Consider the following 24228-nt stretch of genomic DNA (forward strand, 5'->3'; position numbering starts at 1 on the left):
ACGGCGCACACTCCCGTACGCGTTCGCACGTCCCCGTATGCGCCCGCACATTCCTGCACGTGCCCGCACGCCCCCGTATGCGTCGATGCACCAGGACTCAGGGCTCCGAGTCGTCCCGCCGTTCCAGCCTGAACAGCCTGATCTCCCGCTCGACCCGCGCCTGGTAGGCCGCGTACGGCGGCCAGAACTCCAGCGCCCTGCGCCACACCGCCTCCCGTTCCGCGCCCTCCAGCAGCACGGCCCGTACCGGGACGTCCCGGCCCCTGCGGTTGACGACGGCCTTGTCGGGGCCGGCCAGCAGGTTCGCGGTCCAGGCCGGATGCCCCGGACGGCCGAAGTTGCTGCCGATCAGGATCCAGCCCGTCTCCGCCCCGCCCCCGCCCCCGCCCCCGCCCTCGCCGCCGTCCCCGTACTCCGGCATGCAGGCCAGCGGGGTGACCCTGGGCCGCCCGCTCCGCGCCCCCGGCACCGTCAGGACCAGCCCCGGCAGCATCCGCGCGCTGAGCAGCACCTTGCCGCGCGTGAGCCGGTGCACCGTACGGTCCATGGCGGGGACGACGTGCGGGGCGATCCGCGCGAACGTGCGGGTGGCGGAGACCTTGCGGACCAGCCGGACGCCGGGAGTCATCGGACCATCACCCGTTCGGCCGATCCCGCACCGGTGGCCGGGGAGCCGGTGGCCGGCAGCCCCGCGTCCGACGGGCCGGCGTCCGACGGACCGGCGTCCGACGGACCGGCGTCCGACGGGGCGAACAGTCCGGCCTGCCGGGCCGCGTGGTCGCGGAGCGCGTGCACCGGGCCGAGGAGCAGTTCGGCGGCCGCGGCCCGCTTGAAGTACAGGTGCGCCTCGTGTTCCCAGGTGAAGCCGATCCCGCCGTGCAGCTGGACGGCCTCGGCGGCGGTCAGCCGCAGCGCCTCCAGGGCCTGGGCGAGGGCGAGCCCGCCGGACGCCGGGTCCCAGGCCGCGTAGTACGCGGCGGAACGGGCCGCCCGCACCTGTACGTACAGGTCCGCCAGGCGGTGCTTCACGGCCTGGAACGAGCCGATCGGCCGGCCGAACTGTTCACGCGCCTTCACATGTTCGACGGTACGTTCCAGCGCGCCCGCCGCCGATCCCACCGCCTCCGCGGCGAGCAGCGCGGCGGCCGGTCCGCCCACCCCGGCGAGTGCGCCGGTGACGTCCCGCGTGTCGTCCGCTCCGAGGAGTTCGGCCTCGGTGTCGCGGAGTTCGACGCGGGCCGAGGGGCGGGTCCCGTCCAGGGTGGTGTGCCGGGTGCGGACGAGACCGGCCGCGGTGTCGGGGCGGACCAGGAAGAGGAGTGTGCGGCTGCGCGGGAAGCCGCCGGTGTGGGCCGCGACCAGGAGGAGGTCCGCGCTGTGCCCGTCGAGGACCTGGTCCACCTCCCCGTAAAGCCGCCGGGTCGTCGCACCGTCGGCGGCCTTCGTGCCGTCGTCGGCCTTCGTGTTGTCGGCGGCCGAGGTCGCCTGTACGCCGCCCGCCCGGCCGCCGCCCGCCCAGGTGCCGCCGGTGGGGTCGGCGGCGAGGCCGAGCGCGGCGGTGAGCGCGGCGCCGGGTACGGCCAGGGCGGCGGTCAGTTCACCGGCCGCGATGCGCGGCAGCAGGTCGGCGCGCTGGGCGGCGGTGCCGAGCGCGGCGATCAGGGGTGCGGCGAGGGCGGCGGTGGCGATCAGCGGGGAGGGCAGCAGGGCCCGGCCGGTCTCCTCGCAGGCGACGGCCAGCTCGGCGAGGCCGCAGCCGACGCCCCCGTACTCCTCCGGCAGGGCGAGTCCGGGCAGCCCGAGGTCGCGGGCGAGCCGTCGCCACAGGGTGGTGTCGTACCCGTCGTCGGTGAGCGCGGCGCCCCTGACTTCGTCGGGCGTGCCGTGCCTGGTCAGCAGTGTGCGCAGGGTGCGTCGGATCTCGTCCTGTTCCGCGCTGAAGGCGGCGTCCATCGGCGGGCTCCTTCCCCCGGGGCTTCCGTTTCCCCGCGGGGGCCTTCAGCCCCCGATCTGACGGGCCGTCATATTAGGGGTGAATCCACGAGATGCCCAGAGCCGCGCGCGGACACCTCCTCCACGCCCCCGCCCCATGAACGCCGCCCCGCCGGGGAGGTCCCCCCGACCCGTATCTGATGTACCGTCAGATCCATGCCTTCTTCCCACCGCAAGGTCGCTGTCGTCGGCATATCCCTCGCCGACTGCGGGCGCGTCGAGACGGCCACGCCGTACGCCCTGCACGCCCAGGCCGCCCGCCGGGCGCTGGCCGATTCGGGACTGGACCGGTCCGTGGTCGACGGTTTCGCCTCCGCCGGGCTCGGCACGCTCGCCCCGGTCGAGGTCGCCGAGTACCTGGGGCTGAAACCCACCTGGGTGGACTCCACCTCGGTCGGCGGCTCGACCTGGGAGGTGATGGCGGCCCACGCGGCGGACGCCATCGCGGCGGGGCACGCCGATGCCGTACTGCTGGTGTACGGGTCGACGGCCCGGTCGGACGTGAAGGCGGGCCGCCGCACCTCCAACCTCTCCTTCGGCGCGCGCGGCCCGCTCCAGTTCGAGGTGCCGTACGGGCACTCGCTGATCGCCAAGTACGCGATGGCCGCCCGCCGCCACATGCACGAGTACGGGACGACCCCGGAGCAGCTCGCCGAGGTGGCGGTCCGGGCGCGGGCGAACGCCGCGGCCAACCCGGACGCCATGTTCCGGGACCCGATCACCGTGGACGACGTGCTGTCGGGGCCGATGATCGCGGACCCGTTCACCAAGCTGCACTGCTGCATCCGCAGCGACGGCGGCTGCGCGGTGCTGCTGGCCGCCGAGGAGTACGTGGCGGACACCGCGAAGGCTCCGGTGTGGGTGCTCGGCACGGGGGAGCACGTCTCGCACTCCGCCATGTCCGAGTGGGAGGACTTCACGGTCTCCCCCGCGGCGGTCTCGGGCCGCCTGGCGTTCGAACGGGCCGGGGTGCGGCCCGCGGACGTCGACCTCGCCGAGATCTACGACGCGTTCACCTACATGACCCTGGTGACGCTGGAGGACCTGGGTTTCTGCGCGAAGGGCGAGGGCGGCCCGTTCGTGGAGAAGGGCCGGACGGGGCTGACCGGCGAGCTTCCGGTGAACACCGACGGCGGCGGCCTGTCCGCCTGCCACCCCGGGATGCGCGGGCTGTTCCTGCTGGTGGAGGCGGTACGGCAACTGCGCGGCGAGGCGGGCGACCGCCAGGTGCGCCGGGCCGGCGGCCGGCTCCCGGAACTGGCGGTGGCCTCGGGCACGGGCGGCTGGTTCTGCTCGTCGGGCACGGTGGTGCTGGGCCGGGGGTGAGGAACGGGCGGGACCCGCGACCGGCCGGTCACACCGGGACGACGGTGAGCGCCCCCTCCAGCCCCTTGAAGTCGTCCGCGTTGCGCGTGTAGAGCGGCAGGCCCCTGACCGATGCGATGGCCGCGATCATCAGGTCCATGCGGCGGGGCCGGGGATCGCTCCGGGCGACGATCGCCAGGGTCACCAGGGTCCCGTAACGGGTGGCGGCGCCCGCGTCGAAGGGAAGCGGCTCGAAGTCGGCCACGGCCGCGCCGAGCTTCTCCATCCGGGCTGCCCGCACGCCCGGGTCCCGGGCCATCGCCACGCCCTGTTGGAGCTCGGCCATCGTCACGGCGGTGAGTGCCGGGAGGGCGGGCAGATCCTCCGCGCGCAGCAGATCGAGATCGATGTACGTGCAGGTGTCGAGCACTCCCTCGGCATGCCGCTCAGCCACGCCCGCGCTCCCACGGGTCGTCGTCGCCGATCCGGTCCTCGGCCCCGAAGAGCGCATCGGCCTCGCCGCGCATCAGCGCCGCGTCCACACGAGGCAGTCGGCGGTGCCTGGCCACCAGCTCCTCCGAGCTCAACGGCCGCTTCCGGGCGAGCGGCCGCAGTTCGGCGACCTCTATGCCATTGCGGGTGATGCGAAAGACCTCGCCCGCCTCCACGGCGTTCATGACTTCGGCGGAGTTGTTCCGGAACTCGCGCTGGGTGATGGTCCTCATGCAGACGAGTGTGGCCAGCCGTGTCCCGTTGCGCTACAGACGTGCCCTGCCCGCCGCGCCGTGCGCTGCAATGGGGGCATGAGCGACGTACAGAAGAAGACCGGTGCGGCGGCCACCGGCGCGCACCGGGAGTTCCTGGAGCTGCTGCACGCCCAGCGGGTCTGGGACGTCGGACTTCCCGCCTTCGATCCGGCCGCCGCGCCCGCCGCCCCGCTGCCCCTGTTCCACGCCTGGTTCGCCGGGGCCGTGGCCGCCGGGCAGGTGGAGCCGCACACGATGTCGCTGGCCACCGCGGACGAGGCGGGGCGGCCCGACGTGCGGACGGTGATGCTGCACGACGCGGACGAGCGGGGCTGGCACTTCGCCACGCACCGCACCAGCGCGAAGGGCCGCCAGCTCACCGCCCGGCCGCACGCGGCCCTCGGCTTCTACTGGCCCGCGCAGGGCCGGCAGGTACGGGTACGGGGCCGGGTCACGGCCTGCACGCCCGCCGAGAGCAGCGCCGATCTGCACGCCCGCTCCACCGGGGCCCTGGCGTCGGCGCTGGTCGGACGGCAGAGCGAGGTGCTCGGCTCGTACGAGGAGCTGGGCCGCGCCTCGGACGCGGCCTGGCAACGGGCGCGGGCGGAACCGGACGCGGAGGTCGCGAGCTGGACCAGGTACGTGGTCGAGCCGCAGGAGGTCGAGTTCTTCCAGGGCGACGCCGGACGCCGGCACGTCCGGCTGCGCTACCTCAGACGGACGGACGGCACGGACGGCAAGGACAGCGCGGGCGGTACGGGCGGCTGGGAGCGGGAGCTGCTCTGGCCCTGACGTACGAGCGGGGCGGCGGCACCGGACCGTTGCCGTACCGGCGCCGCCGCCCCGCCCCCCGTCAGTCGAGAGTGATCGCCTGCACGGGGCAGGCGCGGACGGCCTCCTTGACGAGGGGGCCTTCGAGGGCCGCCTCGTGATCGGGCAGCAGCTCGCTGAATCCGTCGTCGTCCTGGGTGAACACCTCCGGCGCGGTGAGCACGCACTGCCCCGCGCCGATGCACCGGTCCCTGTCGATAGCGATACGCATCCCGGTAATCCTTTCCGGTCCGATTCCGGTCGCCGCGGTCATCGTTTCCACTGCTGCCGCCGCTTCCATCGGGTGACGGGAATTGTTCACCATGTCACGGGCATTTCGATCAGCCCCTGAATGGTGTCCCCGGGTTTGAACGGGACTTCCTCCGCGGGCACCGCGAGCCGCAGCCCCGGAAGGCGTCGGCAGAGCGTGCGCAGTGCGATCTCCATCTCGGCGCGGGCCAGGTTCTGGCCCAGGCACTGGTGGACCCCGAAGCCGAAGGCGACGTGGCTCCGGGCGTCCCGGCCGACGTCCAGCTCGTCCGGCGACTCGTACGCGGTCCCGTCCCGGTTGATCGCCGACGTGGACAGGACGACGCCGTCGCCCTTCCTGATGGTCACGCCGCCCGCCTCGATGTCCTCGACGGCCACCCGGGAGATCCCGTCGGCGATGGACAGGAAGCGCAACAGCTCCTCGACCGCGGAGGGCATCAGGTCGTCCGAGTCCCGCATCCGGGCCAGCTGGTCGGGGTGCTGGAGCAGCGTGAACGTGCCGAGCGAGATCATGTTCGCGGTCGTCTCGTGACCGGCCACGAGCAGGATCTCCGCCAGCCGCACGAGCTGCTCGCGGTCCACCGCCCCGGTCTCCAGCTGCTTCTCGACGAGCTCGTCGAGCAGCCCCTCGCCGGGGGCGGCCCGCTTCCGGTCGATCAGTACGCGGAAGTAGTCGTCCAGGGCCTCCCGCGCGGCCTCCACGTCGGCGGCGGCCGGGCCGCGGAGCAGCCTGCGCGACTGCGCCTCGAAGAACTCGTGGTCGGCGTAGGGCACCCCGAGGAGCGCGCAGATGACCATGGAGGGCACCGGCAGCGCGAAGGCACTGACCAGGTCGGCCGGCGGCCCCTGCTCGATCATCCGGTCCAGCAGCCCGTCCACGGTCCGCTGGATCTGCGGCCGCAGGGCCGCGGTCCGCCTCACGGTGAAGCTCGGGATCAGCATCCGGCGCTGGACGTTGTGCTCGGGGTCGTCGACGCCGAGCAGCTCCACGCGCCGCAGGTTCGACGAGGCCAGCCGCTCGGCGAACAGCGGGAAGTCCGGGTTCTCCCGGTCGGACGAGAGCCTGGGGTCCACCAGGAGGGAGCGCGCCTCGGCGTGTCCGGTGACCAGCCACACCACCCGGCCGTCGAAGAGCCGGGCGGACGACACCGGCTGCCGGTCGCCGGGGGTGCCGCGGTACTGCGCCGGCGGCTGGTAGGGGCAGGTGCGGTTCTGCGGGAACGGAATGGTGTCGGCGTCTGCCATGTCGGAGCCTCGCAATGGGGGAGGGAGTCCTACCGATCTCCGCCCACTAGATGCCTGGGGCACCTAACGGGTCCAGGTAATGTTCGGCCAAATATCCTCCGGTGCCCGATCGGGCACCCCCCTGATCTTTTTCACCTCTGTCCTGCCATATTCCCGCAGCTTCTCCGGGCATGCTTTCGAGCCAGCTCCAAAAATCCGATTCCCCCTGCGAAAGGGGCAATATGGAAAGCGTCGGGGGGACTGGAGGCGACAATGAGCCGAACCCGCTCCCGCTACGCCCCGGACCGCGGGCTGACCACGCGCATGGTCGGCACCATGTTCCTGATCGGCCTGCTGTACGTGGTCCTGGTCGGGGTGCTGCTCGCCGTGCTGCGCGGTGCCTGGCCGATCATCCTGCTCCTCGTCGGCGGCATGTTCGTCGCGCAGTTCTGGTTCAGCGACCGCATCGCGGCGTTCGGCTTGGGGGCCCGCGAGGTCACTCCGGAGGAGGCCCCCGAGCTGCATGGCGCCGTCGACCGGATCTGCGCTCTTGCCGATATGCCGAAACCGCGCGTGGCCATCGCGCGGAGCGATGTGCCGAACGCCTTCGCGACCGGCCGGAACGAACGGACCGCCCTCGTCTGCGCCACCACCGGGCTGCTGCGCAGACTGGATCCCCCGGAACTGGAGGGGGTGCTCGCGCACGAGATGTCGCACGTCGCCCACCGCGACGTGGCCGTCATGACGATCGCCTCGTTCCTCGGCGTGCTCGCCGGCATCATCACCCGGGTCGCCCTGTGGGGCGGACTCTCCCGCAACAGCCGCGGCAGCGACCCCATAGGCATCGCGATCCTGCTGATCCCGCTGGTCAGCGCGGTCGTGTACGCCTTGGGCTTCCTGCTGACCCGGCTGCTCTCGCGCTACCGCGAGCTCTCCGCCGACCGCACCGCCGCCCTGCTCACCGGACGCCCCTCCGCGCTCGCCTCCGCCCTCACGAAGGTGAGCGGCCAGATGGCCCGCATCCCGACGGAGGACCTGCGGAAGGCGGAGCCGTACAACGCCTTCTACTTCGTTCCCGCGTTCTCGTCCAAGGAGAGCCTGGGCCGGCTGCTCTCCTCGCACCCGACCCTCGAACAGCGCCTCGACCAGCTGGCCCGCATCTCCGCCGACCTCGCCCGCCCGTGAAACCCGCCCGTGAACCCCGCCCGTGAAACCCGCCTGTGAACCCCGCCCGCGGAGCCCATCCATGCGAAGCCCGCACGTGAGGCCCGCGTGAACCGCCACAGCCCGCTCCCCCGTCCGGAGGTACGTCCATGGGCCTTCTCGACACCATCCTCGGCCGCAGCAAGCCGGTCCGACCCGACCTCGACCAGCTCTTCGCCGTGCCGTCGGCGGCGCTCACCCTCCAGGCGGGTGCCGGGTTCGCCCCGACCGGCCTCGGGTCGGTCTGCTTCGCGGGCGTCGAGGGCGGCGCCTTCACCCGGCTCCAGCAGGACGTACGCGAACTGCTCGACGCCGACACCGGCCGCGGCGGCGTCCCGGTGCGGTTCAGCCAGGACGCTTACGGCTACACCTGGCTGCTGGCCGAGCACTCCCCCGACGACACGGCCGGCCTGGTCAACGACCTGCACGCGGTCAACACCCTGCTCCAGGACGGCGGGTTCGGCCCGCACCTGCTCTGCTCGCTGATCGGCTTCCGGGACGAGCGGGACCGTCCGCTGGCGCTGGTCTACCTCTACAAGCGCGGCACGTTCTACCCGTTCGCGCCCCTGCCCGGCGGTACGGAGCGGCGCGACAACCAGCTGGAGCTGGAGGTCAGAGCGGTGCTCGGGGACGACCTCCGCGTCGAGCGGGACCTGGCCCGGTGGTTCCCGGTGTGGGGCGCGCCGGGACTGTGACGCGAGGGGCCGTACCGGGGACGCCGTACCGAAGACCCCGGTACGGCCCATGCACATCTACGTATCATCGCCCCCATGACTGCCGATCCCTCGCCTTCCACCGGCCGTATGCGCGCTTCCGACGCCGATCGGGAGGCGGTGGTCGAGCAGTTGCGGGAGGCGGCTGCCGACGGCCGCATCGACATGGAGGAGCTGGACACCCGGCTCGGGCAGGCGCTGTCCGCCAGGACCCACGCGGAGCTGGCTCCCCTCACCGAGGATCTCGGGCCCGTCGTGACGGCCGAGCCGCTGGTGCTCAAGGGGGGCATGCACGGGGCGAGCCGTTCGGGCCGCTGGAAGGTGCCCCCGGTGATCCGCGCCCACGCGGGGATGGGGAGCGTCAAGCTCGACTTCACCCTCGCCGAGTGCCGGCCGCGCGAGGTCGAGCTGGAGGTGCACGGCGAGATGGGCGGGATCATGATCGTGGTCCCGCAGGGCTGGACCGTGCGGGCCGACGAGCTGGAACTCTCCATCGGCGGCCTGAAGGACCGGACCGAGGGCACGGGCGCACCCGGCTCCCCGGTGCTCCGGCTGACGGGCTCCTGCGACATGGGCGGCGTGACCGTCCGCCACCCCAACTTCCGCGAACGCCGCAAGCTGCGCGACGCCAAGTAGCGCCCCGGGGACCCGTGTCGCGCCCCGGGGACCCGCGCCGTGCACCGTCCACCGCCCGGGACCCGCCCCGGCCCCGCTCAGGGCCGGAAGACCGGTACGGCCTCCTGCCCCTCCTCCCGTCTGAAGGTCACCCGCAGCGCCATGCCGACGGCGAGGGCGGACTCCGGGCACTCCACGATCTCCGTCATCATCCGCGGCCCCTCGGCCAGGTCGACGACGGCGGCCACGTACGGGACCCGGACGCCGAACGGCGGCAGGTCGTTGCGGTGGACGACGGACCAGGTGTAGAGCGTGGCCCGCCCGCTCGCCGGCTGCCAGACGACGTCCTCGCTCCAGCAGTGCGGGCAGAACTCGCGGGGGTAGTGGTGGGTCCGCCCGCAGGTGCGGCAGCGGCGCAGCAGCAACTGCCCCCGGGCCGCGGCGTCCCAGTAGGGCCGGGTGAAGGCGTCGGGCTCGGGCAGGTCGAAACGTGCCGCCGCCCCGGTCACAGGAAGAGTCCGATCGCCGCGTCGAGGGACCAGGTCTGCCAGGCCATCGCGAACAGCGCGACGAGCGAGATCAGCGCCATCATCGCGTTCTGCCCCTGCTCCGCCCAGTCGTGGATCATCAGCACCAGGTAGAGCAGGTTGAGCAGCAGCCCGGCGACCAGGGCCACAGGGGTCAGGAACCCCGTCACCAGGCCCAGCCCCAGGGCGAGTTCCGCGTACACGACGACATGGGCCATGACCTTGGGGCGCGGCGCGACGATCCGGTCGAAGCCCTTCCGCACCACCGGCCACCGGTGCCTGCCCGCCACTTCGGCGGCCCAGGCAATGCCCGTACCGCGTTCGAACCAGCCCTTCCTGTCCTTGTGCCGCCAGCTCTCCAGCCACCACAGGCCGAGCCCCACCCGGAGGACGGCCAGCCATTCCGCTCCGCTGAGCCAGATCGTCTGCACGGTGCCTCCCAAAGAATCTGACGGTACGTCAGTTCACCTGATGACGGCCGCCGTACGCAAGGGTCGTGCCACAGGTGACCGGTGGACGGACCGGACCCGGGCGACAGGCGTGACCAATTCGCAATCGATTCCGGTCTTGACCGAGACCCATCAACCGGGTGCGCGATTACGCTCCGATTCATGTCCGACAGCGCACGTACCGCCGGTGGTTCCGTCCCGGCCCCCCTCGGTCTCACCGAGGACCGGCCCGTCTACGTCGTCGGCGGCGGTCCGGGCGGCCTCGCCGTCGCCGCGTCCCTGCGCGAGCGGGGCGTACGGGCGGTGGTGCTGGAGAAGTCCGGGGACGTGGGCGCCTCCTGGCGCCGCCACTACGACCGGCTGCACCTGCACACCACCCGCCGCTGGTCCGCGCTGCCGGGCCTGGCGCTGCCGCGCCGGTTCGGGCGCTGGGTGGCCAGGGACGACATGGTGCGCTACCTGGAGAAGTACGTCGAGCACCACGAGCTGGAGGTGGTGACGGGCGTCGAGGTGTCCCGGATCGACCGCGCCCCCGACAGCACCGGCTGGCAGCTGACCGCGAGCGGCGGCCGGGTGCTGACCGGCCGGGCCGTCGTCGTCGCCACCGGCTTCAACCACACCCCGCGGCTGCCCGACTGGTCCGGCCGCGACGGCTTCACCGGTGATCTGGTGCACGCCGCCGAGTACCGCGACGCCGCCCCCTACGCGGGCAGGGACGTCCTCGTCGTCGGCATCGGCAACACGGGGGCGGAGATCGCCGTCGACCTGGTGGAGGGCGGGGCGTCCCGGGTACGGATCGCGGTGCGCACCGCGCCCCACATCGTGCGCCGCTCGACGGCGGGCTGGCCCGCCCAGGCGAACGGCGTCCTGGCCCGCCGGCTGCCGGTCCGGCTGGTGGACCGGGCGGCGGGCGCCATGACCCGGTTCGCCGTGCCCGACCTCACCGGGCACGGGCTGCCGCGCCCGGACACCGGCCTGTACACCCGGGCCAGGCAGGGCGCCATCCCGGTGCAGGACGTGGGACTGATCGACGCGGTGAAGCGCGGCCGGGTGGTGCCGGTCGCGGCCGTCGAGTCGTTCGACGGGGACGCGGTGGTGCTGGCCGGCGGGGAGCGGATCACCCCGGACGCGGTGATCGCGGCGACCGGCTACCGGCAGGCCCTGGAGGGGCTGGTCGGCCACCTCGACGTGCTGGACGCCCGGGGCCGCCCGGTGGTGCACGGCGCCCGCACCCCCCGGCAGGCCCCCGGCCTGTACTTCACCGGCTTCACCAACCCGATCAGCGGCATGCTGCGCGAACTGGCCCTGGACGCCGGGAAGATAGCGAAGAAGCTGGCGCACGAGGGCTGAGGAGCCCCCCGAGCCCGAGCCCGAGCCCGACCGGAAGCCCTCGGGGGCCGTACCCGCCAGGGGCTCGTCAGGAGCTCGTGAGGACGACGAGCTGCCGGGTCGCCCGGGTCATCGCGACGTAGCGGTCGACCGCCCCCTCGACGCCCTCGCCGAACGACTCCGGGTCGACGAGGACGACCAGGTCGAATTCGAGCCCCTTGGACAGCTCCGGGGTCAGCGACCGGACCCGGGGCGTCGCCCGGAACGCGGGGTCGCCGATGACGCAGGCGGTGCCCTCGTCGTGGGCGGCGAGCCAGGCGTCGAGGACCGGGCGCAGCTCCGAGACCGGTCCGTGCACAACGGGTACGCCACCGGCCCGGATGGAGGTCGGCACATTGGCGTCCGGGAGCGCGGCCCGGATCACCGGCTCGGCCTCCGTCATGATCTCCTCCGGCGTCCGGTAGTTGATGCTCAGGGAGGCCAGGTCGATCCGGTCGATCCCGACCCGCTCCAGCCGCTCCTGCCACGACTCCGTGAACCCGTGCCGGGCCTGGGCCCGGTCCCCGACGACGGTGAAGCTCCGGGACGGGCAGCGCAGCAGCAGCATCTGCCACTCCGCGTCGGTCAGTTCCTGTGCCTCGTCCACGACGACGTGCGCGAACGGACCGGCGAGCAGGTCCGGTTCGGTGCCGGACACCTCGCTCCCGTCGACCAGGGTGTCCTTCATGTCCTGGCCGTGCAGCATCGTCATCACGCCCTCGCCGTCCGGGTCGGCCGCGATCAGGGAATCGACGACCTTCGCCATCTGCTCGCGCTCGGCGGCCACGGACGCCTTGTGCCGCCGCTTGCGCCGCGCCGCCTCCGGGTCGCCGATCCGTTGCCGCGCCGCGTCCAGGAACGGCAGGTCGGACACCGTCCAGGCCCGGACGTCCGCCCGCTGCAGCAGCCGGACCTCGTCGGGGCCGAGCCAGGGCGCGCACCTGCGCAGGTACGCGGGGACCGACCACAGGTCCCCGACGACGTCGGCCGCCTCCAGCAGCGGCCACGCGCGGTTGAAGGCCGCGAGCAGTTCCCGGTTCCGCGTCAGCGACCTGCGCAGCAGCACGTCCGGGGCGTCGCCGTCGTGCTTGTCCATCAGGATCGTGAGCAGCTCCTCCCAGACCTGCTCACGCGCCTCGTTGTGCGGGGTGCCGGGGTCCGCCGCCTCGAAGGCCACGGCCCAGTCCTCGGCGGTCAGCCCGATGTCGGACCAGTGGGTCGTGACCGTCATGCCCCGGGTGGGCGGCTCCTCGTAGAACCGGACGGCCGCCTCGACCGCCCGCACCAGCCGTGCGGACGACTTCAGCCGGGCCACGTCCGGGTCGGTCTCGGCCGTCGCCCCGGCCCCCTCGGCGACGAGGTCCCGCAGGGTGCAGGTCTGTACGCCCTCCTCGCCGAGACTGGGCAGGACGTCGGCGACGTACCCCAGGTAGGGCTCGTGCGGGCCGACGAACAGCACCCCGCCACGCCGGTGCCCGAGGCGGGGGTCGGCGTGCAGCAGGTAGGCGGAACGGTGCAGAGCGACGACGGTCTTGCCCGTGCCCGGCCCGCCGTCGACGACGAGGGCCCCGCGGGACCCCGCCCGGATGATGGCGTCCTGGTCGGCCTGGATGGTGCCGAGCACGTCCCGCATCCGCTCCGAACGGTTGCTGCCGAGACTGGCGATGAAGGCGGACTGGTCGTCGAGCGCGGCGTGCCCGGCGAACGCGTCCGGGGTGAACACCTCGTCCCAGTAGTCGCTGATCCTCCCCCGGGTCCAGCGGTACCTGCGGCGGCTCGCCAGGCCCATCGGGGTGGCGTGGGTGGCCCCGAAGAACGGCTCGGCGGCGGGGGAACGCCAGTCGATCAGCAGCCGGCGCCCCGTGCTGTCGGTGAGGCCGAGCCGCCCGACATACAGGGGCTCGGAACCGTCCGCGCCGACCATGTGCCCGAGGCACAGGTCCAGGCCGAAACGGCGCAGCGCGCGCAGCCGGGAGGACAGCCGGTGGATCTCCGTGTCCCGGTCCATCGCCTGCCGCCCCGCACCACCGGGCGCCCTGCGCTCGGCGTCGAGCCGGTCGGACAGCTCGGCGATCGTCTCGTCGAGACACCGCGCGATGGCCGCGAAGTGTTCCTCGTCGCGGGCGATCAGCGCCGGGTCGGCCTTGGCCGCGAGACGCTCGGGAAGGTCGAAAGCACTGGTGGCGAGGGGGTTCACAGCGTCTGCTCCGATTCCGGGTCCACTGCGGGACCACTTGAGAACGGAGATTCTGCGCCATCCCCGGGGCCTTGCCGCAAGCCCCCCGGTGCGCTATAGCTTAAGAGTGGCGGGGAGTGGATTGTCCTCCCGCCCTTCCCGTACGCCGGAACCGGCACCGGAGCCCGATCCCGTACACCCCCTCGTTCCCGGCCCCGTACGGCCGCCGGAGCCGCACCTACACTGACCCGCATGACACGGGGAACGCCGTGAAGCGGCGATGGGTGTGGATGCTGGTCCTCAGCATCCCTTCGTTCGTGGCCTCGGGACTCGCCGTCGCGGCGTTCGCACGGTTCGTCGCCGACGGCTCGGCGGCCGAGTTCTGGCTTCCCGGCCGGGGCACGGACAACATGGCGACGGCTTGGGGCGCGTCCATCGCCTACGGCCTCCTGGCGGCTCTCGGCTTCTCGATGGCATGGTCGCTGTCGCAGAACGCCGACCGCCCCGACGCGACGGACGACGAAGATCCCTCTCGGGAATCCGAAAATCCCTGAGCCGTCCGCCCCCGTACGCGACACCAGGGGTGTCCCGCCATGCGCTCGAACTCGCACGACGGGGCCCTCGGATCACACGCGCCGCACCTGCCGGTGTCAGACGCCGCCGAACCCTCCGGCCTTGACACCCGCCACGAAGGACGCGAACGAAGCGGCGGGAAAGTCCAGCACCGGACCGTTCAGATCCTTCGAGTCACGGACGGGAACGACACCGAGCGAGGCGACGAGATTGGCAGCGACCTCGATGCAGTCGCCGCCGTTGTTGCTGTACGAGGACTTGAACCAGCGGGGGGAATCGGTCGTGGCCATCACGGGGCTCCCTTTTCGAGGTCGTGTCGCGCTCCAGATGCCCTCCGGTCCGACCAGGCAAACCGGCGCCAGACCCCCGGCCCACGACAACAAGAAGCCCCGCCACGCGCTCGAACTCGCACGACGGGGCACTCTCGCATCACATGCGCTGAACCATCTGCCGACGTCAGACCGCGCCGAACTCTCCGGCCTTGACACCCGCCACGAAGGACGCGAACGAAGCGGCGGGAAAGTCCAGCACCGGACCGTTCAGATCCTTCGAGTCACGGACGGGAACGACACCGAGCGGAGCGACGAGATTGGCAGCGACCTCGACGCAGTCGCCGCCGTTGTTGCTGTACGAGGACTTGAACCAGCGGGGGGAATCGGTCGTCACGGGGTGCCCTTTCGCAACTGGCTGATCATGGCCATGGACGCTGCCGGAGACAGCGCTTCGCCCTGCAGTTGATGGTAGGCCGTCAACATGGGCAACACAGAAGCGCTCTCGCGGTCGAGATGCCCTTGGGCTTGGGACTCGGCGTAGCAGATCACAGACCGATCGGGCATTGTCAGGAGATTGACAGGCAGGTCGAACGTGCGCCGCTCACCTATCTCGTACGGTGCCACCTGGAGCAGGGTGTTCGGCAGCTCGGCGAACTCTTGCAGGTGCGCCAGCTGGGCGTCCATGACGGCATCCCCGCCGATGGGCCGACGGATGCAGCTCTCGTCCATGGTCACAAACAGCATGGGAGGCTGAGGTCGTTTCAGCGCCGCTTGTCGTTCGGCCAGGAACGCAACTCGTTCGGCAGCCTGTTCAGCCGTGATCGCCCCTCGCCGTACGGCGCTGTCCGCCAGCACCCTTGCGTACTCCGGCGTCTGGAGAAGCCCCGGAATGATCCCGACGTTGTAGAGGCGAATCTCCACCGCCCGGCCTTCGTAACCCACGTACTCGGGGAAGCCCTGCAGAAGCACCCCGTGCCGGATCTCGCGCCACTCACGCTCGAACGAATCGGCAGAACCGGCGGTGCCGAAGGCGACGTCGAGCTTGGACGAGAACGGAAGGGTTGGTGACTTCCGAGCAGTTTCAACGGCCGAAATATGCTGGCTGGAACAGCCCACCCGTCCGGACAGGCACTCCTGGCTCCAGCCACGGCCTTCCCTCAGCCTGCGCATACGAGCCCCATAGGCCGCTTCCGGGCTTGCTTCAGGGTCTAACTGCTTGCGATTGACCATGCCCCCACGCGTCCCTTCCTTCGATTTCGGTTACTTGAAGGGTTCCTGACTCCAGGCCACTCTGATTCCCCTTGGTAGCGAAACAGCTACGGAGAGGAGTCGATGATGCCTGAAGAGAATACTGCCGCGAGTCGTCAGGAACCCCCACAAGTCCCGCTTCTCGGCACGCTGTTGGTGGATACCGGCCACCGTGACCGGGTGGGTGAGTTCCGTGGGGTGTCCGGGCCGTACTGGTCGTTGCGGCCGGTGTGCGGCGGTACGGAGTGGGAGGCGGAGCCGGCGGAGGTGCGGGTTCCGGAGCCCATGGAGCGGCTGCGGGCCGAGACCGCCCGGTGCAATGCCCGTAGCGCGGGGCGGATTCTGTGAACGAGCAGTCGGCCACCGGGCATGCGGATGGACAGTCCGGCGCGAACGGGCCCCGGCAGCCCGGTGGTTACCTGTGCGAGGCAGTGGTCGAGGGGCCGGTGTACGGCACCGGGGACACCGCGCGGTACGTGCTGGGCACCTTCCGGACCATCTCGCCCGTACTCGCCCTGCGCTGGCTGGGCGGGCAGGCGTTGCGGATCGTGGACCGGCTCGACCCCGACCCCCGCCACTCCGCCTGGGTGACGCCCTCCATGCGCCTGCCCGGAGCACCCGGGCCGGACCACTCCGCCGAGCTGCGCGCCTGGTACCAGGACCGCAACGGCCAGCGCGCCGCCCACGCCCACCTCAAGAACGGCAACCCGCTCCTCGTCGTCGTCCCCGACGCAGGCTGCACATACACCCTCTCCGTACGGCCCGACCGGGGACGCGACGAACGGCTTTGGGGCGAAGGCCGGCCGCCCCGGTCACTTCCTACGGCTGCGACGGAGCTTCCTGCTCACGGGACTTGATCCATTCCCGCGCGAGGAGTCCGTGGATGACGTCGTCGTCGCGTTCCCCGTTGGGGAAGATCACCGCTTCGCGCAGCAGGCCCTCCTCGGTGAATCCCAGGCGGCGGGCCATACTGCGGCTGCGCACGTTGTCGGTACCGGTCCGCAGTTCGACACGGTCCAGACCCATGGGGCCGAACGCCTCGTCCAGGACCTTGGTGGCGGCCCTGGTGACCAGCCCCCGGCCTTCGAACGCGGCGTCGATCCAGTAGCCGATCTCACCGGTCTTCATGGCCATGTCGCAGTTCAAGGTGACCGCCCCGACCAGTTGCCAGTCCCGGCCCGCCCGCACTGCGATGTCGAAGGGCAGCTTCGTTCCCTCGACCCATGCGCGGCCCTGGCGCTCCAGGTTCGAGCGCGTCTCGTCGAGCGTCGGCGGGTTCTCGACGTCGTAGTCCGGGTCCCCCTGCGCGAGGCGCTCGTAGTTGGCCATCAACAGGGTCTGATGGGCCTCCGCGATCGCGGCCGTTCGCGGAATCAGCGCCGCGTCGTCGCCGAGCGGGCACGTGAACATGGCAGAGATAACCGTCGACACTCGTTCCCCCGGGCCGGTGGTGGTGGCACACCAGCCTCGGTGGCCACCATGGGCCGGTCAACCAGTTTTCTGCGCAGTGCGGTCACCCGCCTGCCGCTTGAGCCCGCCATCGCCCGGCGGAGGAGAACACCGCCGGATTCGTCCGTGCCGGGCACGGCCCCGGTCCGAGTGGACGCCGCCGCGCCCGAAGTTTCGAGAAGGTCCGCAACGTTCGCAGGAACGAAGCAGAGCGGCTGATCGGGAAGTTGAAGGTCAACCGGGCGGTTGCCACGAGGTTCGAAAAGCGAGCCCATGCCTTCTGTCGAAGTTGTCCAGCCGTGCCGGGGGGGGGGAGCGCTCGGTGTGCGACACGAAGCCGTACCAGGGGCCAGCCGCACACCGGTTTTTTGAGCGTGTTCAAATGGGTTGTGGGGTGGCAATCCCGCTGCCTGATCCGGGGGGAGAAGCGTGTGGACACGCAGGTTGGCACAAAGGCGGCACGAGGGATGGGGAGGGGCGGCTTCGTCGCTGTGCTGGTCGCGCTGATGACGGTCCTCGTGTCGGGGTGTATGGGTCTGGGCCCGGTCCATGTCGACCCGGGCGACCTGCCCGGGGTGTACCGGAATGACGACACGGGTGCGGAGATCCGCTTGGACGTGGGCGGTCGGTTCTCCGCCGTCGGCTTCTCCCAGGCCGATGTGGAGCTCGATGGGAGGGACGTCCCTCTCGGCGACTTCGGCGGCACCTGGGATCCCACCCCCTCGAACTTCGTGTATCTGGAACCCGACAAGATCGATGGTCGGCAGGTCATGAGCGACATCCAGCTCTGGACGGTGAGTTCGAAGGAGGTGTACCTGCACCCGGACGTGGACGGGCCAATCGCCCTGACACTGGTCAAGGTCGAGGGCTCCTGATTCCTGGAGAACGGTCGGCGGCAGGGTGCGGGCCGCACATGGACGCGGGCCGGTCAGATGTGAGGTGGACGGTTGAGTGCGCATGTGGAACGGAGAGCTGAGCCGTCCGGCGGACAGCACGGCCCCGGGCCGGTCGCGGTCGGTGTGCGCCTCACCGGTGCGCTGACCGCGCTGCTCGCCGCGCTCCCCTCCCTCGTGCGCGAGGAGGAGCGCTGGACGACCGATGAAACCGATCCGCGCTGCGTCCACGCGGTCGACCTCACCGCCTGGTGAGAAGAGGTGCCCGGCGGCGTGGCCCCGCCGCCGGCGGATCCGGCCCCGGGCGGTCCCTGGAGTGACCGGCATGCCGATACCCGTACACGCCCTCGCCCACAGCCCGTTGACCGCCGAGGCCCTCGACGAGTTCCTCGCGCTGCCGACCGCGCCGCACGTCCCCGACGGCTCCGACGCCCTCGATGCGGAGGTCCAAAGGCGTGGCTGGGCCTGGGAGGACCTGGTGCAGGACTCCTTCCGCACCGGGTACGGGCATGTGCTGTGCACCGACGGCCTCACTCCGTTCGGGGTCCCGGACGCCCGGAGCTTCCTGGTATTCGGCGAGGTGTATCCCGTCGACCCGGAGGACGAGGAGGTGACTCCACCCACGTGTAAACGCGCGGGCTTCCTGTTGTCGGTGGCTAGGCCACGTCGCAGAGGACCAGCCCGGCCCTGTTGAGGACGTTCGTCGCGCCGACGTGGTCCGCGTTCGCCGCGAACCCGCACGCCGTGCACTGGAACTTCGCTTGAGTGATGCGGTTCTCCTTCGCGACGTGCCCGCACTCCGGGCACGTGCGGGAAGTGCTGCGCGCGTCCACCGGGATCACGAGGCGACCGGCACTCCCAGCCTTGTTCGCCAGGATTCCGAGGAACTGCGCCCAGCCCGCGTCGAGGATGCTGCGGTTGAGCCCGGCCTTCGCGGCAGCGCCGTTGGGCAGGAAGCCGCCAGGCTGCTCGGGGTCGGGCCTGGGGGCGGGGCTCTTGGTCATGCCCGCCGTGTTCAGCCGTTCGTGCGCGATCACGTCGTGGTCGGTGATGAGCGCGCGGGCGGTCTTGTGGTGGAAGTCGGCGCGCTGACGGCGGATCCTGCCGTGCAGCTTGGCGACCCTCCGGGCCGCCGCGCGGTGGCGTTTGGTGCGCTGCCGGGTCCGTTTGGGGAACGTCGCGAGGTGCCGCTGCGCTTCGGCGAGTTCGTCGGACATCGCCTGGAGGAAGCGCGAGTTGGCGACGTGTTCGCCGTCCGAGGTGGTCAGGAAGTGGGCGACGCCCATGTCGATGCCGACGACTGCCCCGGTGGGCGGCAGCGGCTCGGCGGGGACCTCGTCGCAGGAGAGGACGACATACCAGCGGGTTCCCGCACGCTTCACGCTGATCGTCTTGACACGGCCCTGTACGGGGCGGTGCTGGTGCACACGGACGTGCCCGACGCCCTGGAGGCGGACGCGGGTCTGGCGGTCGTGAGGGGTGGAGTCCCAGCGGCAGCCGTCGCCGTCCTTCGGGAAGGTCACGGTGTCGAAGTGCCCGGCGCCCTTGAAGCGCGGGTAGCCCGGCGTCTGCCCGGTCCTGACCCGACGGAAGAACGCCTGGAAGGCCTTGTCGAGGCGGCGCAGGGTGGCCTGCTGCGAGCTGAACGACCAGCGGCCCTGGCGCTCCGGGTCGAACGCGCGGATCTCCTTGAGCTGCGCGGACTGGTCCCCGTACTTGATGTTCGTCTTCGTGCTGTGCCGGTAGGCGTCCCGGCGCTCCTGAAGCGCGCCGTTGTAGAGGGTGCAGTGGTCCCGCAGCATGTCGGTGAGTGCCGCCGCCTGCCCCTTGGTGGGACGAAGGAGGAACTTGTAGGCGCGGATCAAGAGCCGTCCCCCTTCTTCCACGGGCGTTCCCACTGGGTGTTGATGTACTTCTCGATCGTTGTCGCCGACACGGCACCGACCGATGCCGCGAAGTACGACGACGACCACAGCGTGGGCATCCGCGACTTCAGGTGCGGGAACTCCTCGCGCAGGACGCGGGAGGTGAAGCCCTTGAACTGATTGGCCACGTACGAGGCTGACGACTTCGGGTCGTGCTTCACGAAGAGGTGGACGTAGTCGGGCATCACCTCAAGGGCGATGATCCCCCAGCCGCGTTCGTCAGCCTTCTGCCGGATCAGTTCGTCCAGCCGTTCCGCGACCCTGCCGCCGAGAACCGGACGGCGGTACTTCGGGCACCACACGATGTGGAGTCCGAGGTCATACACGCCGCCGGAGAACCGACGAACCTTCCTGGTCACGGCCATACAATCACTATACACACGCCACAGGTCTAATGCGGCAGCGGAGTGGCACAGATGAACAGTGCAGATCCATGCACCCAGTTGACGTCAGAGCAGCCCAGAGAAGCCATTCCCCACCCCGCTAAAGCAGGGCGTCCCCTGGCTAGGTCGTGATGAACAACAGGACGTGGCTGTACGGCATCGTGGACGACTGGCGGAAACTGCCCGGCTGGAGCGGTCGCAGGCCGTGCACCGACCAGGACTGCGAGGCGGTCCTCGAACAGGCTGCGCGGACCATGACCGATCGCCTCGGCCGGGGGCCCGAGCGGACGGCGCCGTCGTCCGCGGCCATCGTCACCGGGCCCGCGCTGACCCACCGCGTCTGGCGCACCCCGACCCACGCCCTGGTCCTCGGCCCGGCGTCCGACAACGGCCCCTACGGCTACCTCACCCATCTGCAGCTGTCGTGCACGCCCCTGAGCTGCGCCCCCGACCTGCCGCCCGCGGACGACGCCGACGGCCTGGACCGGTGGATCGACGCCCACGTCGACTGGTGATCCGGGAGCGCGGACGGTGTGGCCGACGGTGCCGGGGCGTGGCCGGCGGTGTCCGGGTGCCCCGGGGCGACCGGAACGGCAGAGACACCTGGGAGCCGGAAAACCCGGTTGATCCGGAGCCCGGCATCGGAATACTGGCCGTCGTCCCAGTCGATCCGGACTGCCTCCTTCGTTTCGGACCGGACCAGTGGAAGGGCCTGCCAGATTGACCATGCACGATGACCAAGTGCACGTGACCACCGACGTCGTCGCGACCTTGATCAAGGAACAGTTCCCCCAGTGGAGCGGCAAGGCGGTCCGGCACCTGTCGTCGACCGGTACGGTCAACGCCGTCTTCCGCATCGGGGACGACCTCTCCGCGCGTTTCCCGCTGCGCCCGACCGATGCCGCGGAGGCGCTGGCGGTCCTGGAACGGGAAGCCCGGGCGAGCGCGGAACTGGCACGGGTGTCCCGGTTCCCCGTTCCGGAACCCGTCGCCCTGGGAAAGCCCGGAGCGGGTTACCCCATGCCGTGGTCGGTCCAGACATGGCTGTCGGGAACGGTCGCCCTCGATGCCGACCCGAGTGGGTCGGACGCTTTCGCCGAGGATCTCGCGGCCTTCATCGCGGCCCTGCGGGATGCCGGGACGCGGGGTCGGCGTTTCAGCGGCGAGAACCGTGGCGGCGTTCTCGCCCACCACGACGACTGGGTGGCGAAGTGCTTCGAGGAGAGCGAGGGGCTGCTCGACGTGCCCCGGCTGCGCGAACTGTGGAGCCACTTCCGGGAGTTGCCGCGCACGGCTGCCGACGTGATGAGCCATGGTGACCTGATTCCCGGCAACGTACTGGTCACGGGAGACCGGCTCAGCGGCGTGCTCGACACCGGCGGCTTCGGCCCGGCCGACCCCGCGCTGGATCTGGTCGGCGCCTGGCACCTGTTGGAGTCGGGGCCCCGGCAAGTGCTCCGGCAGGCACTGGCCTGCGACGATCTGGAGTGGGAGCGCGGCAGGGCATGGGCCTTCGAGCAGGCGATGGGGCTCGTCTGGTACTACGTCGAGAGCAATCCGACGATGAGCGGCATGGGGCGCCGGACACTCGACCGCATTCTGGAGTCGACGAAGTGATGCCGCCCCGTCCGTACGGGACGGGACGGGCGGTCGTCAACCACTGACGCAGGTCACCCGGGGCTGTCGGCGGCGCCCAGGAACTGTCAGTGGCGCCCCGGAACTGTCGGTGGCATCCCTGGAACTGTCAGTGCCACGGGCGAGGATGACCGTGCACGGCCCCGGCGGTCCGGGAGGCCCCTTCTCCCGTACCGCGCCCGGCCCCAGGACGGGCATCGGCCCGACGTCCCCGAAGGAAACCCGTGACGGCAACGCTTCCGGAGATCATCGCCCTGCTGGGCGAGCCCCGTTTCAACTGGACCGATCCGGCCCCGTGGACCGAGCTGGAGCAGGAACTCGGGGTCGGATTCCCCGCGGACTTCCGCGAGATCGTGGACGCCTACGGTTCGGTCCAGGTCAACAACCAGCTGTATCTGACACATCCCGCCGGTCATCTCCTGCACAGCCTGGGCAAGAACATCAGGGGCGATCTGGAACTCTGGCGCGACGAGGACATGGTGGAGTTCCTGCCGAGTCCGGTGGGGTCGGAGCCCGGGGAGCTGATACCGGTGGCGTCGGCCACGACGGGCGAGGCGGTCTTCCTGCGGATTCCCGACGGGCCCTCGGCGCCCTGGCGCGTGGTGGTCCAGGAGTTCGACAGCCCGGCCTGGACCCTCTACGAGATGACGTTCGGCGAGTGGCTGCTGGCCTACCTCAAGGGCCGGGACGTCACGCTGTGTTCCCGCAACTTCGCGCCCGACGGGCCGTTCCACGAGTTCCTGCCCTGAGCCGCGGGGCCCATCACGGGCACGGGGAAACAGTGCGGGGCGCGGCCGGAGCACCGGTCGCGCCCCGCACCGGGTCGGGGAGAGGGGATCAGGCGGTGGGCGTGGCGTTCACCACGAGCTGTGCGGTGTTGTTGCCGGTCTGCGGGTCGAACGGGAAGGTCGCGGGGCTGGAGCCGCCGGTGGTGAGCATGACCCGGCCGGTCGCGTCGGGGACCACCTGGTCGATGCGCAGCCCGAAGGGAAGGGACCGCGTGGTGTCGGGCAGCGCCCAGTACGGCATCTCGCAGCTGTAGCGCGGGGCGCCGGTCGCCTGCGGGTAGTAGCCGCCGCTCAGGGTCCGCGGTTCGCAGCCGGCGGGGGCGGAGGTGACGGTGACGCCGGCGGGGACGGTGAAGTCGACGGCCGCGACCGAGTCGCCGGAGCCGAGGTTGCCGATCCAGGCCGGACCGTTGTTGCGGAAGCCGAGTTCGGCGGTGACGGTCTCGCCGACGGCGCCGGTGACGTTCGCGCCCCGGGCCTCGAAGTCCGCCGTGTTGACCGCGGTGAAGCGGGCCATGCCGTAGTTGTCCTCGTCCGAGAGGTCGGTGGCGCCGTTGCCGGGCTCGACGGTGATGTCCAGCCGCTCGCCGTACGCGTGCGCGGAAAGGGCCACCTGGAGCGGTGCGGGCAGCGCGAAGGAGCCGCCGGGCTCGATCACCTGGTCGAAGGAGCAGGTGGCCTCGGTCATCGGGACGTAGTCGTCGCCGCCGCCGATCGTCGCGTACGTGCACTCGGCGTACCGGTTGAGGAACTCCAGGCCGTACGAGGCGGTGAACCTGGCGGTGAGGCCCTCGGAGCGCTCGCCGCCCTTGTTCGTCACCGCGAACGGAACGGTCCGGACGTCGCCCGGCAGGAGTCCGCTCACCGGGCTGATCGGCCCGAGGGACAGGTCGGGGCCCGAACCGACCGTGACCGTGGTGTCGAACGAGTCGAGCGGGGCCTCCAGCGTGCCGTCGGGGCCGCCGGTGGCCGTGGCGGCGTAGGTGATCCGGCCCTGGGCGCCGAGCGCGGCGCCGTCGGCGGCGCGGACCGTGAGGTGGACCTGCGGGCTGTAGGTGTCGCCCATGACGGGCACATCGGAGACGGTGCACACGGCCGTGGTCCCGGTCGGCGCGCAGTTGTCGGGCCAGGTCACCTCGGCGACTCCGGCGACACCGGAGATGTCGACCGTGAGACGGCCGTCGGTGACGGTGAAGTTGTCGTTGTCGTGGTACAGCCCGATGTCCAGCGGGCTGCCCTGGGACGGGTCGCCGACGGACGTCACCTTCTGCTCGCCGGGCGCCTGTATCCAGAGCTGGTCGGACTGCTTCTTCGCCGCGAACGCGGGAGTGGCGAGCCCTGCGGTCAGCAGTCCGGCGGCCGCGGCGGCGCAGAAGCCGAGACGCACGGTGCGTCGGGTGGAGACGGGTCTCATGTTTCTCCCCATGGGGATGCGCCAGGAGTGGCGGACGACGGCCGGTGAGTCCGGCCCGCACGTTGGACAACCAAGATCACCAGGAGGTTGTACGAATCCGGCCAACCGGCTCCGGCCACGCGACCCCGTCCCCGCCCCTGCCCCCGCCTCCTCCAGCCTTTGCCTGCACACCCATTCCTGACGAGGCGTCAGTTCAGTAACCTGACAGAGTGTCAGCTATGGGCCGACCGGACACGGTCACCCGACGGAC

31 protein-coding genes are annotated in these 24228 nt (G+C 71.3%); 15 read left to right on the forward strand and 16 right to left on the reverse strand.

Going from position 1 to position 24228, the window contains the following annotated elements; genetic code table 11:
- Positions 1-97: 97 nt before the first annotated feature.
- Both ABZZ04_RS02655 and ABZZ04_RS02660 read right to left on the reverse strand, forming a co-directional pair.
- Positions 98-628: a nitroreductase family deazaflavin-dependent oxidoreductase gene (locus ABZZ04_RS02655; RefSeq protein WP_356930359.1), complete on the reverse strand. Its 531-nt coding sequence runs from the start codon at positions 626-628 to the stop codon at positions 98-100.
- Positions 625-1953 carry an acyl-CoA dehydrogenase family protein gene (locus ABZZ04_RS02660; protein ID WP_356930360.1) on the reverse strand — a complete coding sequence of 443 codons (1329 nt, stop codon included), beginning with the start codon at positions 1951-1953 and terminating at the stop codon, positions 625-627. The genes ABZZ04_RS02655 and ABZZ04_RS02660 overlap by 4 nt, the downstream gene beginning before the upstream one ends.
- 195 nt (positions 1954-2148) lie before the next feature.
- Between ABZZ04_RS02660 and ABZZ04_RS02665 the strand changes: the two genes are divergently transcribed.
- On the forward strand, positions 2149-3318 hold the full coding sequence (locus tag ABZZ04_RS02665; RefSeq protein WP_356930361.1) for an acetyl-CoA acetyltransferase: 1170 nt from the start codon (positions 2149-2151) through the stop codon (positions 3316-3318).
- Between the two features lie 28 nt (positions 3319-3346).
- Here the strand turns inward: ABZZ04_RS02665 and ABZZ04_RS02670 are convergent, their stop codons facing one another.
- A complete protein-coding gene (locus ABZZ04_RS02670; RefSeq protein WP_356930362.1) occupies positions 3347-3751 on the reverse strand; it encodes a type II toxin-antitoxin system VapC family toxin in 405 nt (134 codons plus the stop codon).
- Positions 3744-4022 carry a type II toxin-antitoxin system prevent-host-death family antitoxin gene (locus ABZZ04_RS02675; RefSeq protein ID WP_356930363.1) on the reverse strand — a complete coding sequence of 93 codons (279 nt, stop codon included), beginning with the start codon at positions 4020-4022 and terminating at the stop codon, positions 3744-3746. The genes ABZZ04_RS02670 and ABZZ04_RS02675 overlap by 8 nt, the downstream gene beginning before the upstream one ends.
- 78 nt (positions 4023-4100) lie before the next feature.
- Between ABZZ04_RS02675 and ABZZ04_RS02680 the strand changes: the two genes are divergently transcribed.
- The gene (locus tag ABZZ04_RS02680) at positions 4101-4835 is read left to right on the forward strand and encodes a pyridoxal 5'-phosphate synthase (RefSeq protein ID WP_356930364.1); all 735 of its coding nucleotides are present in this window, start codon (positions 4101-4103) and stop codon (positions 4833-4835) included.
- Positions 4836-4896: 61 nt separating this feature from the next.
- Here the strand turns inward: ABZZ04_RS02680 and ABZZ04_RS02685 are convergent, their stop codons facing one another.
- Positions 4897-5085, reverse strand: coding sequence for a ferredoxin (locus ABZZ04_RS02685; protein WP_356930365.1), 189 nt, complete (start codon positions 5083-5085; stop codon positions 4897-4899).
- 86 nt (positions 5086-5171) lie between these two features.
- On the reverse strand, positions 5172-6368 hold the full coding sequence (locus ABZZ04_RS02690; RefSeq protein WP_356930366.1) for a cytochrome P450: 1197 nt from the start codon (positions 6366-6368) through the stop codon (positions 5172-5174).
- Positions 6369-6620: 252 nt separating this feature from the next.
- On the opposite strand from ABZZ04_RS02690, the gene htpX reads away from it, so the two are divergent.
- The 3 genes from htpX to ABZZ04_RS02705 all read left to right on the forward strand — a co-directional run bounded on the left by htpX (position 6621) and on the right by ABZZ04_RS02705 (position 8899).
- A complete protein-coding gene (gene htpX, locus ABZZ04_RS02695; RefSeq protein ID WP_356930367.1) occupies positions 6621-7532 on the forward strand; it encodes a zinc metalloprotease HtpX in 912 nt (303 codons plus the stop codon).
- Between the two features lie 128 nt (positions 7533-7660).
- Positions 7661-8245, forward strand: a complete 585-nt coding sequence (locus tag ABZZ04_RS02700; protein ID WP_356930368.1) for a hypothetical protein — start codon at positions 7661-7663, stop codon at positions 8243-8245.
- A 75-nt stretch (positions 8246-8320) separates the two neighbouring features.
- Complete coding sequence (locus tag ABZZ04_RS02705) at positions 8321-8899, forward strand: DUF1707 domain-containing protein (protein ID WP_356930369.1); 579 nt, start codon at positions 8321-8323, stop codon at positions 8897-8899.
- Positions 8900-8976: 77 nt separating this feature from the next.
- On the opposite strand, the gene ABZZ04_RS02710 is transcribed toward ABZZ04_RS02705, so the two are convergent.
- The gene (locus ABZZ04_RS02710; RefSeq protein WP_356930370.1) at positions 8977-9387 is read right to left on the reverse strand and encodes a Zn-ribbon domain-containing OB-fold protein; all 411 of its coding nucleotides are present in this window, start codon (positions 9385-9387) and stop codon (positions 8977-8979) included.
- Positions 9384-9836 carry a DoxX family protein gene (locus tag ABZZ04_RS02715; protein WP_356930371.1) on the reverse strand — a complete coding sequence of 151 codons (453 nt, stop codon included), beginning with the start codon at positions 9834-9836 and terminating at the stop codon, positions 9384-9386. Before ABZZ04_RS02715 ends, ABZZ04_RS02710 begins: the two co-directional genes overlap by 4 nt.
- 180 nt (positions 9837-10016) lie before the next feature.
- On the opposite strand from ABZZ04_RS02715, the gene ABZZ04_RS02720 reads away from it, so the two are divergent.
- Positions 10017-11204 carry an NAD(P)/FAD-dependent oxidoreductase gene (locus ABZZ04_RS02720; RefSeq protein WP_356930372.1) on the forward strand — a complete coding sequence of 396 codons (1188 nt, stop codon included), beginning with the start codon at positions 10017-10019 and terminating at the stop codon, positions 11202-11204.
- A gap of 67 nt (positions 11205-11271) precedes the next feature.
- Here ABZZ04_RS02720 and helR read toward each other — a convergent pair whose 3' ends face one another.
- Positions 11272-13419, reverse strand: coding sequence for an RNA polymerase recycling motor ATPase HelR (helR, locus tag ABZZ04_RS02725; RefSeq protein WP_356930373.1), 2148 nt, complete (start codon positions 13417-13419; stop codon positions 11272-11274).
- Positions 13420-13667: 248 nt separating this feature from the next.
- Here helR and ABZZ04_RS02730 point away from each other — a divergent pair, with 248 nt between their 5' ends.
- Positions 13668-13952: a hypothetical protein gene (locus tag ABZZ04_RS02730; RefSeq protein ID WP_356930374.1), complete on the forward strand. Its 285-nt coding sequence runs from the start codon at positions 13668-13670 to the stop codon at positions 13950-13952.
- Positions 13953-14048: 96 nt separating this feature from the next.
- On the opposite strand, the gene ABZZ04_RS02735 is transcribed toward ABZZ04_RS02730, so the two are convergent.
- The 3 genes from ABZZ04_RS02735 to ABZZ04_RS02745 all read right to left on the reverse strand — a co-directional run bounded on the left by ABZZ04_RS02735 (position 14049) and on the right by ABZZ04_RS02745 (position 15473).
- On the reverse strand, positions 14049-14261 hold the full coding sequence (locus ABZZ04_RS02735; protein ID WP_356930375.1) for a DUF397 domain-containing protein: 213 nt from the start codon (positions 14259-14261) through the stop codon (positions 14049-14051).
- Positions 14262-14427: 166 nt separating this feature from the next.
- On the reverse strand, positions 14428-14637 hold the full coding sequence (locus ABZZ04_RS02740) for a DUF397 domain-containing protein (RefSeq protein ID WP_356930376.1): 210 nt from the start codon (positions 14635-14637) through the stop codon (positions 14428-14430).
- On the reverse strand, positions 14634-15473 hold the full coding sequence (locus ABZZ04_RS02745; protein WP_356930377.1) for a helix-turn-helix transcriptional regulator: 840 nt from the start codon (positions 15471-15473) through the stop codon (positions 14634-14636). Before ABZZ04_RS02745 ends, ABZZ04_RS02740 begins: the two co-directional genes overlap by 4 nt.
- Before the next feature lie 105 nt (positions 15474-15578).
- Here ABZZ04_RS02745 and ABZZ04_RS02750 point away from each other — a divergent pair, with 105 nt between their 5' ends.
- Both ABZZ04_RS02750 and ABZZ04_RS02755 read left to right on the forward strand, forming a co-directional pair.
- Entirely contained in the window at positions 15579-15839 is a 261-nt protein-coding gene (locus ABZZ04_RS02750; RefSeq protein WP_356930648.1) for a hypothetical protein, read from the forward strand.
- The gene (locus ABZZ04_RS02755; protein ID WP_356930378.1) at positions 15836-16348 is read left to right on the forward strand and encodes a hypothetical protein; all 513 of its coding nucleotides are present in this window, start codon (positions 15836-15838) and stop codon (positions 16346-16348) included. The genes ABZZ04_RS02750 and ABZZ04_RS02755 overlap by 4 nt, the downstream gene beginning before the upstream one ends.
- Here ABZZ04_RS02755 and ABZZ04_RS02760 read toward each other — a convergent pair.
- Positions 16311-16901 carry a GNAT family protein gene (locus ABZZ04_RS02760; RefSeq protein WP_356930379.1) on the reverse strand — a complete coding sequence of 197 codons (591 nt, stop codon included), beginning with the start codon at positions 16899-16901 and terminating at the stop codon, positions 16311-16313. The genes ABZZ04_RS02755 and ABZZ04_RS02760 overlap by 38 nt on opposite strands.
- 470 nt (positions 16902-17371) lie before the next feature.
- Between ABZZ04_RS02760 and ABZZ04_RS02765 the strand changes: the two genes are divergently transcribed.
- From ABZZ04_RS02765 to ABZZ04_RS02775, 3 genes are all read left to right on the forward strand, one after another.
- Entirely contained in the window at positions 17372-17815 is a 444-nt protein-coding gene (locus tag ABZZ04_RS02765; RefSeq protein ID WP_356930380.1) for a hypothetical protein, read from the forward strand.
- 84 nt (positions 17816-17899) lie between these two features.
- Complete coding sequence (locus ABZZ04_RS02770; protein WP_356930381.1) at positions 17900-18088, forward strand: hypothetical protein; 189 nt, start codon at positions 17900-17902, stop codon at positions 18086-18088.
- Between the two features lie 70 nt (positions 18089-18158).
- Positions 18159-18527, forward strand: a complete 369-nt coding sequence (locus tag ABZZ04_RS02775; protein WP_356930382.1) for a hypothetical protein — start codon at positions 18159-18161, stop codon at positions 18525-18527.
- Here the strand turns inward: ABZZ04_RS02775 and ABZZ04_RS02780 are convergent.
- Positions 18490-19698, reverse strand: coding sequence for a transposase (locus ABZZ04_RS02780; protein WP_356930383.1), 1209 nt, complete (start codon positions 19696-19698; stop codon positions 18490-18492). The two genes, ABZZ04_RS02775 and ABZZ04_RS02780, sit on opposite strands and share 38 nt — an antisense overlap.
- The gene (gene tnpA / locus ABZZ04_RS02785) at positions 19695-20123 is read right to left on the reverse strand and encodes an IS200/IS605 family transposase (protein WP_356930384.1); all 429 of its coding nucleotides are present in this window, start codon (positions 20121-20123) and stop codon (positions 19695-19697) included. The genes ABZZ04_RS02780 and tnpA overlap by 4 nt, the downstream gene beginning before the upstream one ends.
- Positions 20124-20272: 149 nt before the next feature.
- Between tnpA and ABZZ04_RS02790 the strand changes: the two genes are divergently transcribed.
- The 3 genes from ABZZ04_RS02790 (at position 20273) to ABZZ04_RS02800 (ending at position 22525) form a co-directional block, all read left to right on the forward strand.
- The gene (locus tag ABZZ04_RS02790; RefSeq protein WP_356930385.1) at positions 20273-20656 is read left to right on the forward strand and encodes a hypothetical protein; all 384 of its coding nucleotides are present in this window, start codon (positions 20273-20275) and stop codon (positions 20654-20656) included.
- 211 nt (positions 20657-20867) lie between these two features.
- Positions 20868-21758: an aminoglycoside phosphotransferase family protein gene (locus ABZZ04_RS02795; protein ID WP_356930386.1), complete on the forward strand. Its 891-nt coding sequence runs from the start codon at positions 20868-20870 to the stop codon at positions 21756-21758.
- A 242-nt stretch (positions 21759-22000) separates the two neighbouring features.
- The gene (locus tag ABZZ04_RS02800) at positions 22001-22525 is read left to right on the forward strand and encodes an SMI1/KNR4 family protein (RefSeq protein ID WP_356930387.1); all 525 of its coding nucleotides are present in this window, start codon (positions 22001-22003) and stop codon (positions 22523-22525) included.
- An 88-nt stretch (positions 22526-22613) separates the two neighbouring features.
- Here the strand turns inward: ABZZ04_RS02800 and ABZZ04_RS02805 are convergent, their stop codons facing one another.
- Positions 22614-23978 carry a hypothetical protein gene (locus ABZZ04_RS02805; RefSeq protein WP_356930388.1) on the reverse strand — a complete coding sequence of 455 codons (1365 nt, stop codon included), beginning with the start codon at positions 23976-23978 and terminating at the stop codon, positions 22614-22616.
- Positions 23979-24228: the final 250 nt, after the last annotated feature.

The organism is Streptomyces sp. NPDC006435, assembly GCF_040612315.1.
Lineage (GTDB): Bacteria > Actinomycetota > Actinomycetes > Streptomycetales > Streptomycetaceae > Streptomyces.